The sequence below is a fragment of the Rhizobium terricola genome (genome assembly GCF_012927355.1).
Taxonomy (GTDB): Bacteria; Pseudomonadota; Alphaproteobacteria; order Rhizobiales; family Rhizobiaceae; genus Allorhizobium; species Allorhizobium terricola.
Genome location: NZ_JABBGK010000002.1, coordinates 895509 through 911290 on the forward strand (window position 1 = coordinate 895509; position 15782 = coordinate 911290).

General features: G+C 64.3%; 9 protein-coding genes. 2 read left to right on the top strand and 7 right to left on the bottom strand.

Annotated elements, in window-relative coordinates; all coding sequences use genetic code 11:
* Nucleotides 1–77: 77 nt before the first annotated feature.
* Nucleotides 78–1856: a trypsin-like peptidase domain-containing protein gene (locus HHL25_RS14205; RefSeq protein WP_169592124.1), complete on the bottom strand. Its 1779-nt coding sequence runs from the start codon at nt 1854–1856 to the stop codon at nt 78–80.
* Nucleotides 1853–3754 carry a serine/threonine-protein kinase gene (locus HHL25_RS14210; protein WP_169592128.1) on the bottom strand — a complete coding sequence of 634 codons (1902 nt, stop codon included), beginning with the start codon at nt 3752–3754 and terminating at the stop codon, nt 1853–1855. The genes HHL25_RS14205 and HHL25_RS14210 overlap by 4 nt, the downstream gene beginning before the upstream one ends.
* Nucleotides 3755–3928: 174 nt before the next feature.
* On the opposite strand from HHL25_RS14210, the gene HHL25_RS14215 reads away from it, so the two are divergent.
* Complete coding sequence (locus HHL25_RS14215; RefSeq protein ID WP_169592131.1) at nt 3929–8605, top strand: nSTAND1 domain-containing NTPase; 4677 nt, start codon at nt 3929–3931, stop codon at nt 8603–8605.
* A gap of 3 nt (nt 8606–8608) precedes the next feature.
* Here the strand turns inward: HHL25_RS14215 and HHL25_RS14220 are convergent, their stop codons facing one another.
* Nucleotides 8609–10405 carry a RyR domain-containing protein gene (locus HHL25_RS14220; protein WP_169592134.1) on the bottom strand — a complete coding sequence of 599 codons (1797 nt, stop codon included), beginning with the start codon at nt 10403–10405 and terminating at the stop codon, nt 8609–8611.
* Nucleotides 10374–10562, bottom strand: a complete 189-nt coding sequence (locus HHL25_RS14225) for a hypothetical protein (RefSeq protein ID WP_169592137.1) — start codon at nt 10560–10562, stop codon at nt 10374–10376. The genes HHL25_RS14220 and HHL25_RS14225 overlap by 32 nt, the downstream gene beginning before the upstream one ends.
* A 365-nt stretch (nt 10563–10927) precedes the next feature.
* Here HHL25_RS14225 and HHL25_RS14230 point away from each other — a divergent pair, with 365 nt between their 5' ends.
* Nucleotides 10928–11353 (top strand): hypothetical protein, encoded by a 426-nt coding sequence (locus tag HHL25_RS14230; protein ID WP_169592140.1) that lies wholly within the window; start codon nt 10928–10930, stop codon nt 11351–11353.
* 102 nt (nt 11354–11455) lie between these two features.
* Here HHL25_RS14230 and HHL25_RS14235 read toward each other — a convergent pair whose 3' ends face one another.
* The 3 genes from HHL25_RS14235 to hglS all read right to left on the bottom strand — a co-directional run bounded on the left by HHL25_RS14235 (nt 11456) and on the right by hglS (nt 15638).
* Complete coding sequence (locus HHL25_RS14235) at nt 11456–12688, bottom strand: pyridoxal phosphate-dependent aminotransferase (RefSeq protein ID WP_169592143.1); 1233 nt, start codon at nt 12686–12688, stop codon at nt 11456–11458.
* A gap of 117 nt (nt 12689–12805) precedes the next feature.
* Nucleotides 12806–14227: an FAD-binding oxidoreductase gene (locus tag HHL25_RS14240; protein WP_169592146.1), complete on the bottom strand. Its 1422-nt coding sequence runs from the start codon at nt 14225–14227 to the stop codon at nt 12806–12808.
* Between the two features lie 10 nt (nt 14228–14237).
* Nucleotides 14238–15638, bottom strand: a complete 1401-nt coding sequence (gene hglS, locus HHL25_RS14245; RefSeq protein ID WP_169592149.1) for a 2-oxoadipate dioxygenase/decarboxylase HglS — start codon at nt 15636–15638, stop codon at nt 14238–14240.
* Between the last annotated feature and the right edge of the window lie 144 nt (nt 15639–15782).

Sequence of the window (15782 nt, forward strand, 5' to 3'; positions counted from 1 at the left end):
AAGCGGCCCGAAGGCGCAGGACTGTTTGTCCTGGGCTCCCCGACAGCCCTCACCCTGACCCTCGCATGATCCGGCGCCTAACCGTCGCCAGTCGACGCTGCGTCTTCCGCGGCGAGTGGCATGCGCCAGATGCGGATCATCGCGTCGGGTGCCTCCTCCTGCGCGCCGGAGGACAGGATGACGTCGAGCGGCGAGGAATCTTCCTTGGTCGCGATGAGGCTCGGATACCAGTCGAGGGCCTTGTCGCTCGCCTCTTCCTCCTCTCCGGAGAAGATGGACAAGTCGATATCGCTGCGGCTCGGAGAAAGCGCGAGGATCAGGTAACGTCCGGGCTCGACCAGCGCATCGCCGAAGCGGCGAAAGAAGATCTCCTCACCCTCGTCGAACGGAAGGACGAGTTCCTCCTCCATGACCGGCTTCACGTCACCGGCCTTGGCATCGGGATTGGCGGCCAGCCACTCGCTCAGCACCTTTTGCGGGATCGCTTCCATCGGATCCTTGTAGGTCGAGAAACCCATGTTCCAGGCGAGTTCCCGCAGCGCATGACGTTCGGCCGACGGCCCATCCGGCAATTCGACCAGAAGATCGGCCCGCTGGGCGAAGTTGATATTGACCGCGTTCGGCGCACGCGCACCGTCTTCGGTCTGGATGATGTTGATCCCGGAAATCAGGCCGACGACATGGCCCTTGCGATTGACCATCGGGCTGCCGCTCGCCCCGCCCGTCGCGGGGATCGAGTGCTGGATCAGATAGCGTTCCGCCGGAATGACCGGGAGAAGAAAATAGTCGCTCAGCGCCGTAACATTTCCCAACTGGATCTGTGGAACGGGGGCGACCGGGTTGGTGCCGCCGGATGCAAGCTTTTCCATGGGGAAGCCGGCATAGGCGACGGCATCACCGGCCTGCAGGGCGTCGATTTCGGATGCATCGGCGACCGTCAGTGGAGGCCCGAGATCGCTGCCCGGCTCTATGTAGAGCAGTGCCACGTCATACCCCTCGCCCGGCGCATCGAGCACCTCGACATCACCGCCCACGGACCGGAACGGCTTGAACTTCTCCCATGCCTGGGTGAAGCGCTCATAGTCCGGATGGACAGCCACGGTCTCTACACGGAGGGTGTTGTAGGGCGAGACGGACGAACGCACGATCATGGTGTCGCCAGGAGTCCGTTGATTGAAGGCGGCCGCCACATGGGCGTTGGTGGCGAGCACGCCACCATCATAAACCCAGGCCGTGCCGACAGGTGTTTCCGAGCTGTCCGGCGACAGCATCAGGACCAGATAGACGGACTTGGCCACATCACGCAGAACCGAAGGGGCGATGACCTCGGTGTTCTCCACCTTTTCGAGCTTGGCCACCAATTCCGCGACCTGGCGGCTTTCCCGCTCGCGCTCGACATAGAGCCAGCCGCCGAAGCCGGCGAGAACGAAGACCAGAACCAGGGTCGCCCAGAGCGCCAGGCGCAGACGTCCGGCCGATCGACGGGTTTCCTGGGAGGGGGAAAGCATGGCCGTGCCGATGCGTGTTTCCGGCAGCGCGCTGTCGATGCTCGTCGTGACTTTCAGCGAAGGTCCGCCCTCGCCCAGCTGCAAGACATGCACACCCTCCAGCGGTTCGCCGTCGAAAGGCTCGCGCCCGTCGATCAGCACCGGATTGCGCAGGTTGGTTTCCAGCCCGTAGTGCCCACCGCTGTTGCGGATGGCGACATGCCGGCGCCCGACGCTGGTGAAGTCCGCCGGAAAGGTCACGCGACAGTGCGCGGTGTCGCGTCCGATCTCGACGACGTCGACATCGTCTTCGAAGATATGAACCGTTCCCGCGCCGGGGCCGCTGACAATCTCGATCCTAAGGGTCATGAAGGAGATCCTGCTTTGCTGTTGGGAGTGGGTGTTGCCGCAGCAGCCATGAAGGACTGTGCGACCGCTTCGGCTGCCGGCCTTTCCGACGGGTCGGGGGACAGAAGCGCGCCGAGAAGATCACGGATGGCGAGGTCGACGCCGCGTTCGACGAGACGCTGGGCGACCGCCGGCCCCAAGGGATCGTGCTGGCCGAAGGGCCAGAGACGCACCCGATCCTCAAGACCTGCGGGGCGCATGCCGGTCAGGATTTCCACCGCCATGACGCCAAGCGCGAAGCAATCGGCAGCCGGGCCGGCCGGTTCACCCTGCTGCTGCTCTGGCGCGGCATAAGCCTCGGTTCCGCCGAGGATACCCTGCATTCCCGCGAGCGTGGCAAGGCCGAAATCGACAAGAACCGGCTCTCCAGTTGATCGACAGAGAATATTGGCGGGCTTCAAGTCGCGGTGGACGAGGCCGTAACCGTGGAGGGCCGACAGCACCTGGGCGATGCGCCCTACGAGCAGCATACCCTCCCGGAGCGCCAGGGATTGCGCGGCAACCAAGTCGGCGACACTGTCGCCCTCGACCAGTTCCTGCGCCAAATAGGGCGAACCGTCGCGGTCGATGGCGAAGGCCAGTGCGCGCGCGACGCCGGGATGATGGAAGCCTTGGGTCGCATCCAGTTCCGCGCGGGCGGTCTCGATCGCCGATCGCCGCATGTCCTGATCGTAGTGATCCGGAAGGTGAAAACGCTTCAGCGCCACTTCTCGTCCTCGGACGAGATCGAAGGCCCGGAAGACCGTGGCGAAGCCACCGCGCCCCAGCCGCTCGATCAGGATGTAGCCTTCCGCGGCTAACATCGCGGCGTCACGCCGGGTATCGATGCCGAGACCCGAAGCGGGGCCGATGAGCGCCAGGGTCTCCCTGACCTTGCGCTCCAGGGCAACCGAACCGGACGCGACAGCGGCAGCGAGCGCCTTGCCCACCGCGGCAAGCGCTTCGCCCTCGCGCGAAAGATCGGCCAGCAACCGCGCCTGCTCCAGGCGCAGATCAATCGCGGGGGCGATGAGCCGTCGTTCCGAAAGGAGATCCGCAAGGCGCGCGAGGACCGGCTCGGCGGCAGCCCGGCCGTCACGCGCGTCGGCCGAGGCAACGATCGCCTCCAGCATGATCACCTCGTAACTTCCCGGCGCGGGTTCGATACGGGCAATCGCGTCTGTCGCGATCTGACGGGCTTCGGCGTTCCGTCCGCGTTCGAAGGCGAGACGCGCCCTTGCCTTCGCGACACGAAAGGCGAGATAGGGAGACCCACCGGTGTCCGCATCCGTCAACTCGGAAATAAGGGCCTGGGCCTCTTCAAGGGCACCGCTTTCGATCTCGGTCTCGATGAGCCCCAGGCGACAGCGCAAGTGGTCGCGCGGGGAGGCCGAGGCGTCGAGGAGCTTCGCCTGTTTCCGGAAAAATGCACGGGCGGCCCCTGCCTGACCGGCCTCCAGATGGATTCGGCCGCAGTCTCCGCAAAGCCCCGCAACCGCGGCCCGGTCTTCGCAGGACGCCGCCTCTGCGAGAGCGAGCGCCAGATGGGTCAGTGCCTCATCGAAGCGCCCCCGCCAGGCATGCAGGCTTGCGATCGCCGCATTGGCGCGGATGACAAGGTCTGATCGGCTCTCCAACTCGGACCGAAGCGCCGCCCAGTGCAGGTCGCGCAGTGCGGCCTCCGTGCGATCAAGCCTGTGGAGCGCGAGGCCGCGGGCCAGGCGAGACAGGATCTCCGCGACGACCGGTAACGGGGGGGCCTGCAGCAGGTGGTCAGCCTCATCGGCAATGCCCCCTGCATCCTCAAAGTCGTCCAGGCGCACCAGAAGACTGCGGGCTCGTGCTTCCGAGCCCGTCTGGCCGTCCCCCTGACGGTTCATCGATCCCACCCCTCTGCATGATCCCGCCCGGCCAGGCCGGCCGATGCAGAACACGCCAATATCAATCACAGTATTTTCGCGTCAACAAGTTGTCAGCGGTATATTTTTGTCTCTATTCTTCCATCTAGCTCCACCTTTACATCCGTCCCGCATCGAAAGTCCGGCCGCTACTACATGCGCACGATCCGTGTCTTCATTTCCTCCCCTTCCGATGCCATGCATGAACGCAATCGCGTTTCCCGCGCCGCGGCGCGACTGAACAGTCGATATCAGTCGATCCTGCGTTTCGAGATCGTTCGCTGGGAGGACGACTTCTACAAGGCACACCAGACCTTCCAGACGCAGATCCGCGAGGCGCGGGACTGCGATATCGTGATCGGCGTGCTGAAGCACCGCCTGGGCTCTCCGCTTCCGGAGGACTTCCCCCGCATGCCGGACATGCCGCCGTTCAACGGCGAACGCTATCCGTCGGGTACGGCTTACGAAATTCTGTCCTCGATCGCAGCGCGCCTGCTGTCTCGGGACGAGGGCCCGGATGTCTATGTGCTTCGCGATGCGGAGCCACCCCGCATCAGTCTGGGTGCGCGCGATGCCGAACAGGTCACCGAACAATGGCACCGGCTCGAGGCCTTCGTCCGGCGCTACTTCTTCACGGAGACCGGCGAATTCCGCTTTGCCATCGACACCTATTCCTCCACCGATGCGTTCGAGGCCCGCATCGAGGCGCTGCTCGAGAAATGGGTGGCCGACCATGTGCGCGGCGACGAGCGGATCACCTGGCCGATCGCGGTGAAGGGGTCGCCGTTTCGTGGTCTTGACGTCTTTGACTTTGCACATCGCGATGTCTTCTTCGGCCGCAGCAGGGAGACGGAAAGAGCGTTGTCGATGATCGCCTCGCTGTGCGACGCAGACGATAGCCGGCCAGCCTTCCTCGTGGTTCTCGGTCCCAGCGGTTCGGGCAAGTCGTCGCTGCTGAGGGCGGGCCTCGTTCCGACCATCCTGCAAGCTGACATAGGAAACGCCGACGAATGGCGGGTCGCCGTCATGAAGCCATCCGAAGGCGCATCGCCTTTCGAGGCCTTGGCGCTGGCGCTCTCCGGCAACAGAGGCGAACCGGATGCAGGAACGGCCAGTACGGCCGACCAGCCGTGCACCCTGCCGGAGCTCGCCGTTGGCGCCTTTGCCAATCCGCAGTCACTGACGGCGCTTCTGGCAGCCGGCGGCCTGGCGGCGGCCAGCGCGATCGAGGCCGCGCTCGAGGCCGCGGAACGGCAGCTCTCGGCGCGCGATGATTTCACCCGGCCCGCCCGGATCCGCCTGCTGCTGGTGGTCGACCAGCTCGACGATCTGTTTTCCGGCGCCGTCAGCGACGCCGATCGCGACCGTTTCACCGAGCTCCTGCGGGTGCTGGCCACAGGTGGCCGGGTTGCAGTCGCCGCCAGCCTTCGGGCTGGTCTCTACGAACAGGTGCTGAACGATGCGACGCTTTCGGCACTCCGACAGCAGGGCGCGATGCTCGAGCTGGCCAGCCCTGGCACTGCGGAACTCGCGGAGATCGTGCGCCGGCCCGCGGCTGCGGCAGGGCTGGTGTTCGAGCAGGATCCGGCATCCGGCCAACGCCTGGACGAAAAGCTGCTTGCCGATTTCGATCGACCGGACATGCTTCCCCTGCTGCAGTTTGCGCTCGAACGATTGTTCGTCGATCGACGCGAAGTAGACGGCCACACGACCCTGACGATCGCGTCCTACGAGGCGATGAACGGCATCGCGGGCGCGGTCGCGGCCGTCGCAGACCAGGCGCTTGCCGGCCTGGACGCCGCTGCGCGATCGAAGCTTCCAAAACTGTTGCGGCTTCTCGTCCAGCGTTCGCCTGGCACGAGCGACGGCGAAACGGCATTCAGCCTGACCGAGGCGCCGGCGAGCCTGGTCGCGAACGATCCGCCGCTCGCCGAACTTGCCGGCGCGCTCACTGCGGCCCGTCTCATCGTCGAATGCCGTACGACGACGGGCCAGCCGGCGTTTCGGCTTTCGCATCAGCGCCTTCTCACGATATGGCCCGAGGCCGCAAAGGCTGTCGAGGACAATGCCTTCTTCTTTCGCGTGAACACCGAACTCAACGAGGCATTGGCGCGCTTCCTCCGGAATGGCGGCCGCTTCTCCGGCGTCATCCGCGATCCCGTGCTGCTCGCGGAGACGGTGCGCCTGAAACGGGAATATGGCGACGAGCTTTCTCCCGCCGCCACGTCGCTGATCGGGCGCTCGCGCCTGCGCGCGCGGCTGGGGGCTATCGGCCTCATGACCGCCGTTGCAGGCTTCGCCGGCCTCTCCGTCGCGGCCTTCGTCTCCTATCAGCAGTCCGAGAGAAATTTTGGCCTTGCAGTCTCGACGCTCGACGGGGTGGTCAGCGACATCGCCGACGGACTGCGCAACGTGACCGGAATGACGATCGAAAACCGCCTCCGGATTCTTGGTCGCGTGCAGGAGACCGTCGATGCCCTCGAAGCACAAGCGGGCGCATCCGATCGGTTTGCCGTCACGCGCTGGCGCATGCTGGTCGTCAACGGCGATTCCCAGGCTGCCGGCGGCAACGGCGAGACGGCGGAAGCGCTCTATCGTGAAGCACTCGCACTGGCGGAGAGCGCAACGGCGAGCAATCCGGCGGACGCCACCTGGCAGCGCAATCTTTCGGTAAACCTGGAGCGTCTGGGCGACCTGGTGCTGAAGCAGGGTGACCGCGCGGGCGCCGAAGCGCTCTACGAGCGCAGCATCGCTGCGTCGCGAGCCCTTGTGAGCGTACTGGATGAGGCGGTCGCCGGGCCGGATCTGGCGATCAGCATCGACCGCTTCACCAGCCTGAAGACCGGTAGCGGCGACTTCAAGGGCGCGCTGGCAGCCGCCGAGGAAGCGCTCGCCATCAGGCGGAAGCTTGCGGCATCCTATCCCGACGACCGATGGAACCGCGACATCGCCTCTTCTCTGCAAACGATCGCCGAGATCGAAAATGGCCTTGGCGATCCCGACGCAGCGCGCGCTCGGATCGAGGAAGCATTGCAGCTGTCGCGTCAGCTCACCCAGTCCGACCCCGGCAATGCCGATTATGCCAGCACACTGTTTTCGGCGCTCAATATGGAGGCCGACGCCCTGGCCGATGCGGATCGTCGCGCCGATGCCGCGGCGATCATCGAAGAAGCGCTGCGTCTCGCCCGCCAGATGATCGCATCGGATCCGAGCAATGCGACATGGCAGGAGCACCTGGCCAACGCGCTGGAGCGTCAGGGCAACTACGCCCTGTTCGACAAACGGCTCGACGAGGCCAGGCGGGCCTATGAGGAGATTGTCAGCATGGCGCGCGCGTTGAGCGCGACCGATCCCGCCAATCTCGACTATCGCAATCAACTGGCCATCGGTACGATGCGGCTAGCAGACGTGGCGCTGGAGGGCGGGCAGACCACCGAGGCCAGGGAATTGCTCGAGGAGGCGCTTGCCATCCGGAAGGCGCTCGTGGAGAGCGACCCGCACAATATCCGGATGCTGGAAACGCTGAACACGGTCGAGATGCGCCTCGGCAACCTGGCAGAGCGGCAAGCCAAGCCGGAAGAGGCACTTCGCCGCCACATCGCCGCCATCCAGTCGGCGCGTTCGTTAACCGCAGCTTCGCCGGACACGCCGGACTATCGCATCCGCCTGCTCACTCGCCTGGTGAAGGCCGGCGACGCGAAGATCGCGCTCGGGCAGCCGAAGGACGCCGTGCAATTCTTGGAGGAGGCGCTGTCCCTTGCGCGATCCATTGCCGCAAGCGGGAAGAGCAGCGACCAGCGCGACCTGACCGTGATCCTCGACAAGCTGGGGGAAGCAGAACGCCTTTCCAACGCTCCGGAAGCAGCCGCAACCCACGCGTCGGAGAGCGTTTCCATCTCCCGCCAACTGCTTTCGGAAGCGCCCGCGGATCTTGACCGGCAGAGCGACCTGGTTCGTGGTCTGGCGCTTCAATACAAGGCCGGAGAGGCGGCCGGCCGGCATCCGGCCGCCCTCGCCAACCTACAGGAGGCCACCCAACTGAGCTTCGATATGCTCATCCGCAATCCGGCCGACGCCGCCAATACGGATCTCGCCCTCGAAGCGTCGAAGGAGTTCCTGACGCTTGCCGGTGAGGATCCCGAGGAAAAGGCCACCGCACTGGCCTTGCGGCGCGATATCATCGATAAAGTGCTTTCCCTGAAGCCTGACAATCCGGATCGCCTGTTGGACATGGCCGAAGTCTCGGGGCAACTGGCCGAGGCGACCGATGATGCCGCCGAACGGGAGCGCCTGTTGCGGCAGAGCCTCGCGGCAGCGCAGAAGCGTGCGTCACTGATGCCGTCGGATGCGGAGGTGCAGCGGCTTTCGGCCCAGCGCGGAGACAAGCTGGCCGAACATCTGCTTGCACAGGGTCGTTTCGCCGACGCGCTGACGCTTTTTGTTTCCGGCCGCGAGATCGCCACGAAGCTGAGCGCCGCCGCCCCCGAAAACGACGTCTACCGGCGCGACATTCTGGTCAGCGATCTCTATGCCGGCGCAGCGGCCACGCAGAAAGGCGACAAGACGGCGGCGGCCGCGTATTTCGCCGATGCCGTCGGCCACGCCCGGATCTTGAGCGAACACGGCGATCCGGGCGAAGCCGGACCCAGACTCGAACTGGTCAGAGCCCTCTACAATCACGCGGAAGCGATAACCGGGGTCCCGCGCCTTGACGCACTCACAGACGCCCGTGCAGTTCTCGCAGAGCTTGAGCAAAGCGGATTGCTCGCGGAAGACAAGAAGGGTTGGATCGGCGAGATCGATGCAATGATTGCCGCCGAACCGAAACCCTGACCCTCAGCGACGAGTCAGGGCACGCACCATCTCACGATCATAGTCCTTCACGTCGTCCGGCAGCGCATCGTAGCCCACCAGATGCGGATGGAGCAGCCGATCGTCGTCGCGGCGCTCTGCGAAACGCCATCCGTTCAGTTCCCGGTCGATGCGCCAGGAATCATGCTCGAGACGAGCCAGCGCCTCAAGCCGCCCGGGATCTTCCACTATTTCCGGCGGCAGGGCGGGTCCGTCCGTCACGTCACGCCACGCCGCCAGACCGGCACTCAGACGTTTGACCGGCAGATAGTCAGCTGAGCGGCGGCTGGCGATGCGCCAGGTTTCGGCAAGCCGCTCCCAAGGCGCGAGCGCAGGAAGATCAGCCGACGCCCCTTCCCCGAAGTTCTTCAGGCGATAGGTCTCGTGAAGCCGCCGCGCCAGAGCCTCCCGAGCGCCGAAGATGGCGTCCAGATTGCAGATATCCTCGAACAGGCCAAAGGGCTCGATCGCTTCACCGGGCGTTACTGCCTCTGATAGCCGGGCACAGGCCGAACCGTCTTTTCCCATCCGGCCCGGCAGGCGGCGAAACAGTGTTTCGAGGCTGGAGCGTTTGTCCATGCGAACGAAGAAGGGCACCGCAAGGCCCGCTCCCCTATTTCCCGGGGTATTCAGGGCAAGCGCCAGACGCGCGTCATTCAACACATTCTGCGAGGCAAAGATCGTCGCCGTGAACGGTCCCCATTCCGCCAGACGGTCCAGCAGCGCCGCATCCCAGGACAGCACGGAGGGATCGGCCGCGACGATGCGGAGCCGGGTCGCCCATGCGAGTGGTACATTTGCCGCGGGATCGGAGGCAGCAAGTCCATCCTCGAGGGCCAAGGCGAGGTTCGGAACGCGGGCCAGTATGGTCTCCCGGGCGGCCTCGGCATTTCCGGTCAACACGCTTATACGGCTCGGGCCGAGACCGGCACAGGGCGAGAGACGAAGGTAATGCAGCAGTACCTCCAGCGCCGCCGATGAGAATCCCGCAAACAGGAGATGAACATGCGACTGGCCGGCCGCGAGGGCCAGGTCCGAAAATGGCGTTCGTGCCAGCAGGAGGCGTGCCGCCAGCGCATCCGCGTTGAAGATCGCCAGTTCGTCGCCGCGGCCGGGCTGCGCGATCGCCGGTTGACGTGCCAGGGTCTCGGCCATGGCCGGATCATCGATCGTCAACACGATGCGGCCGTCGCGCGCCTCCGCGGCGGCGCGGCGGCGCAAGACTGCCTGAGCCAAGGCAAGATTTCGCTCGTCCGACCCTGAGCCGATCAGGACGAGCCTTGCCTTTTCCACGCGGGCCGGCGCGATTGCCTCGGAGTGATTGAGGTCAGCTTCCAGCAGAACGGCCCGTTGCGCCGTCGCCATATGGGCCATCGCGCTGCGGTCGTGGTCCAGGATGATGCTGGCGCTGCGATCATCGGCGGTGCGAGCCGAACGGGCGAAATGCGCATTGCGCTGACCATGACCCAGAACCGCGGTGTGGCCGGACAGGAACGAGGCACGCCAGACCGCAAACTCGCGGCCGAAAAGCGAAGCGATCGTCCGCCAGACGGCGACCACGGCAACCGTTGCTCCGACAAAACGGGCGACGACCAGGAACCAGTTTTCGGCAAGCGGCCGCGACGACAGATCGAGAGAGAAGAGCTTCAATGTCTGGATGAAACTATGGACCGCGAGCTTCGCAGCAGCGGCACCATCGGTCGGCTGAATTCCGTCACGCATGTTCTCGACGAGGAAACCGACAAGTCCGCTAAATAGAACGAAGATTGCGGCAATCGCCAAGCCACGCGACTTCAGCAGCCTTGCTGCCGCTCCAATTTTCTTCTGCAGCTTCAAATTCAACTCCATCCCAGGTGATCGCCCGCTTCCAATATGGGACGGCGTTGACCGGGCGGGCGCGCTGAATTCGACTGCCCGCAATAAGCCAAAACACCGTCATTCATTCTTCCACCTGTTCCGGATCACCGCGCGTCAACGCGGCCGTGAACGGCGTGAGCGGCTTCGCCCGGCCAGCGCATGCGGCCGTCGTGCTCCACCAGCAGTCCGTAAAGTTCTTGCCGAAGAGATCGGTGAATTCCGGAACCTGTCTTCCGCTTGGGCACAGAGCGGCGCGAGGAAAGCAGCAACGGCAACGAATAGACTTCTTGCTTTCACGCGTCGCTTACTCCGATAAGGTCTCTTCGGCTATGTATTTATCCAATACCTCACGATCGAACAACTGTATCATTCACGATCAGTACTAGGCCTAGAGATCGTCAGCACGTCTGCGCCTGAACTTGAGGACCTTGCAGCGGGAGATTTGTGATGGGATGTGACATTCACTGCGTGGCCGAGATCAAGCGAGCGCAAGGCTATGTACGAATTGTCGATCAGTGGTTCGGCGGGGGGCTCGGCGAACCCTTCGGAGCCGGCCCCTATGCCGTCTTCAGTTTCCTTGCCGACGTCCGCAACGATACGGACATAAGGCCGATCGCGATGCCGCGCGGATGGCCCGGCGATGCCAGCAAGGAGGCGCAAGCCTATTACGACGAATGGACAGCCGACGCGCATTCGGCGTCCTGGCTTCTGGTCGAGGAACTCTCGTCCTTCGACTATGACCAGATCGCCCAGACGGACACTTCAGGAATGCCGACAACCTATCGGGAATTCCTGGGTCCCGACTTCTTCGACGACCTTCATCGTCTGCATGAAGGCCGTGCAAGCCGGATCGTCTTCTTCTTCGACAATTGAGAAGACGGCGGCGTCACGCCGGCAGGGCGCTGCCGGCGTGACGGGTGCAAGAGGAGGATCCGTCCCTAACCCGGCCCCAGGCATGGGGCCGGAAGGCAGATGTCACTGGAGCCTGGCGCAGGCATCCGCGATGCGGGAAAGCGCTTCCCGGAGTTCCGATTCAGCACTCGCATAGGAGATGCGGAAGAAGGGCGAGAGGCCAAAGGCGGAGCCGGGGACGACGGCGACATTCGCGTCCTCGAGCAGGTAGGCGCAGAAGTCCGCATCGGTTTCGAGGACCTTGCCCGAAGGGGTCGTCTTGCCGAGCACGCCCGCGCAGCCGGAGAAGGTGTAGAAGGCGCCTTCCGGTACCCGGCAGTCCAGACCTTCGATCGCGTTCAGGCCGGCCACCACCAGGTCCCGACGATGTTTGAAGCTCGCCTTGCGCTCGGCGAGGAAGTCCTGCGGGCCGTTGAGGGCGGCGACGGAGGCCGCCTGGCTGATCGAAGACGGGCAGGAGGTCGCCTGGCTCTGCACCACGGCCATGGCCTTGATGAGATCGCGCGGACCGCCGGCATAGCCGATGCGCCAACCGGTCATCGCATAGGCCTTGGAAACGCCGTTGACGGTCAGGATGCGATCCTTCAGCCGCGGCTCGAGAGCGGCGGGCGTGACGAATTCGAAGCCGTCATAGACGATGTGCTCGTACATGTCGTCGACGAGGAGCCAGACCTGCGGATGGCGCAGCAGCACGTCGAGCAGCGGGCGGTAATCCTCGGCACGATAGCCGGCGCCTGACGGATTGGACGGCGAGTTGAGAATGACCCAGCGCGTGTTCGGGGTGATCGCCGCCTCGAGCTGTTCCGCCTTCAGGCGGAAGCCGGCTTCGGCGCTGCAGGCGATCAGTACCGGTGTCGCCTCGGCGATCTGGACGATGTCGGAATAGGAGGTCCAGTAGGGCGTCGGGATGATGACCTCGTCGCCGGGGCCGAGCGTCGCCATCATCGCGTTGAACAGGATCTGCTTGGCGCCGGTGGCAACCGTGATCTCGTCGAGGGCGTAGTCGACCGCGTTCTCGCGCTTGAACTTCTCGCGGATTGCTGCCTTGAGCTCCGGCGTACCGTCCAGCGCGGTGTACTTCGTCTGTCCGGCCTGCATGGCCTTCCACGCGGCCTCCTTGATATGCTCCGGCGTGTCGAAATCCGGCTCGCCGGCGCCGAGGATGATGACCGGCCGGCCTTCGCGCTTCAGGGCCTGAGCCTTGGCGCCGATCTTCAGGATTTCCGAAACGCCGATCGAGGAGATCCGCGCGGCGGGCCGGAATGCGGCCTCTTCAGTCTTGCTATTGATGTTCATGACCATCCTCTCCTGTTCTTCTCGTATCGCTCCCCGATGGAGAGCGGCTCGCCTCTATCGTCCTGCTCGCAAGCAATTCCCGGCGAAAAACCGTTTCATGCCTTTCCTCGCATTCCCCTAGCCAAAACGAACTGCGCCGAGAGCCGCCGGCGAGGTGATCGCCTTCAGCCCCGCCGCGAGCGCCTTGATCTTCGCATCCGTGTAGAGGTCGTAGTAATTCTGGTTCTTGCGGCCGATCGCGTGTTCGGCGCTGAAGCTGCCACCGAAATCGCGGACGGCAATTTCGAAGACCCAGTCGCGCAGCCGCTTTTCAAACGCCTTGTCCCTTGCGGCGGACGAATCCTTCGGCACCACGAGGTTGAAGTGCACGCCGCCGTCGCCGATATGGCCGAAATCGCAGGTGGTCACCTCGGGGAATACCGATGGCATCTCCGCCTTCATGCGATCGCAGAAGGCCATGATGTCGCCGCGGCGGAAGGAAAGGTCGAAGGCGATCAGCCGGCCGGAATGCTTGACGCCCTCCGACAATGCGTGGCGCAGTGCCCACATCTCGTGGGCCGGTCCGACGAAGGCATCGGCAAGCGGCGCCTCGGCGCTTTCCCAGATTTCGCCGAGAACGGTTTCCAGGACCGCATCCAGCGTCTGCTCACCCTCGCGGGGTTCCCAGGTGCGGGAAATCTCGCAGAGGATCACGTAGTCCGGGACGACACCGCCCTGGAAAGGATTGCGCAGCGAGGGGACATGATCGAGCGCGGCGGCGACGGCGTTCCGCGACATGCCCTCAAAGGCCGAGAGGTAGGCGCCGAGGCGCTCTTCCATCGCCCGCAGCAGCGGCATGACATGGGCACCGCTTGCCGGCACCAGATAGGCGGTCGCCACCTGTTTCGGCAGGGCCTCGAGGTTCAGCACGCATTCGGTGATGATGCCGAACGAACCGGCCGTGCCGATGAAAATCTGCTTCCAGTCGACGCCGGTATTATTCTTGCGAAGATCGCAATCGAGGTCGAGGACTGTGCCAGCCTCGTCCGCCAGAACGACCTTGATGCCGAGCGTGTTGCGCCGGACGTCGCCGTATTTCAGGAAACGCGAACCGCCGGTGTTGGTCGACAGCATGCCGCCGAGCCGCGGGTCGGCGCCGAGATCGATCGGGAAGAACAGTCCGTGGGCTTCGAGGCGCTGATTGACGTCGGACAGGCGAAAACCCGCATCGACCGCCAGCGAGCGGTTGTCGAGGTCGAGATCGAAGCGCTGCGTCAGGCGATCGAGGCTGAGGACCACTTCGCTGCCGGATCCATCCGGCGTCGAGCCGGAAACGAGGCCGGTATTTCCCGATTGCGGGATGAGGGCCAGTCCGTTGCGGACACAATAGGCGACCGCTGCGGAGACCTCCGCCGTCGTTGCCGGTCTCAGCACGAGGCCCGCCAGACCTTCGTCATAGCGGGCTCCCGTCTGATAGGCCACCATGGCACCGGCATCCCGAACGACACCCTTGTCGCCGAGCATGTCCACCAGCGCCAGGATGTGCTCCTGTTCGATCATTTCGTCTGCTTCACTCCGCTGCCTGGACGGCCGAAAGCATCTGTCGGCAATCGGCGATCGATGCCTGCTCGATGCAGGCATAGTGTTCGAATTCGTTCAGCACCTTGGCGCCAAGGTCAAGTTCGAAACGCTGCTGGTTCGGGCTGGCGACGAATTCCTGCGTTGCGTCGTCACCGAGATTGGACTGGAAGATGCCTGCGGCGCTGACCGGCAGGAAGTCTTCGTAGACGATCGGATCGAACTGGACGAGGCCTTCGGCAATCAGGTCATCAAGGCTCGCCTGCGGATCCGCCTTGGACTTGCGGCCCTTGGCGGTCAGTGAATAGGCGAAGTAGCCGAGCCCTTCGGCGCGGATCGCTTCCCAGCTGTCGGGGAACGGAACGAAGGCTTCGACGAGCGCCTTCTCGTATTCCGCGGCATTCGAACCGTCGGCGGCCGGGCGGACGATCTTGCGCGATGCATTGAGGAGATCGTCGTAGAGGGCGCGGCCCTTGGGGGTCAGCGCGATGCCGCGCTGTTCGATCTCGCCGAAACGGGCGGTGTGGGAGCCTTCCTTCCAGCTATCATCCTCACCTTCGAACAGGACGGGCTCGTTGAGCGCCTTGAAGGAGGTCTGGCGCAGCAGGATCGCGCATTTGCGTGTCGGCGGGCCTTCGACCACGGCCTTCGGCGAAATGCCGTATTCCGGCATGCGGGCCTGGACAAGATCGATGTCGAGAGTGCGGGGGGTGAGGTGATTGATGTGCGGCCCCTTGAACGAGACGACATCGGCGATCAGGCGGTGGGCGGCATGAAGCCGCGCATACATGTCCGCGCTGACGCGCGCCTTGTCGTGCCAGCGGAAGGTTTCGAGCGCCTCGGACACGAAGCGCGCCGCATCCGCGCGGTCGAGGCCACCCTGCCGTTCGGCCTTTTCGGTCAGCTCGACGGCGCCTTCCGTGAAGATCCGGCGGGTCGAGAGCGTGGCTTCTGCCTCGGCACGAAGGGTCTGATCGGCAATCAGATCAAGACGCAGCAGAGAGGTGAAGACGCGGAACGGGTTCTTCTTGAGGCTTGCGTCGCCGACCGGGCGAAAAGCGGTCGAATGGACCGGAACGCCTGCCGTTGAAAGATCGTAATAGCCGACCGGGAACATGCCCATCACCGCGAAGACGCGGCGCATCATGGCCAGTTCCGCCGGCGTGCCGAGGCGTATGGCGCCATGGCGCTCTTCCGAAATGCGGTCGAGACTGTCGGTGTCTTCGAGGCGCTCGCGCAGTTTCGGATCGGCATCGAGCGTTTCCTGGTTCACGCGGGCGACCAGGTCCATCAGCGTGCCGTAGGCGGGAACCTCGGCGCGGTACATGGCGGACATGGCGGCGGAGAACATCGAGCGGATTTCGTCGCTCGAGACAAAGGTGGTCTTGGTCATCACAGGCATCCCTAAGAACGGCAGGTGGAGAATTCGATGACCGGACCGATAGCCTTTTTGCACTGCAATAGATGCTGACGTTTATCAATGAGTTCATGATTCGACGGAATGACTTTCCGACTTGACGGGTTATTTTGCATGAAC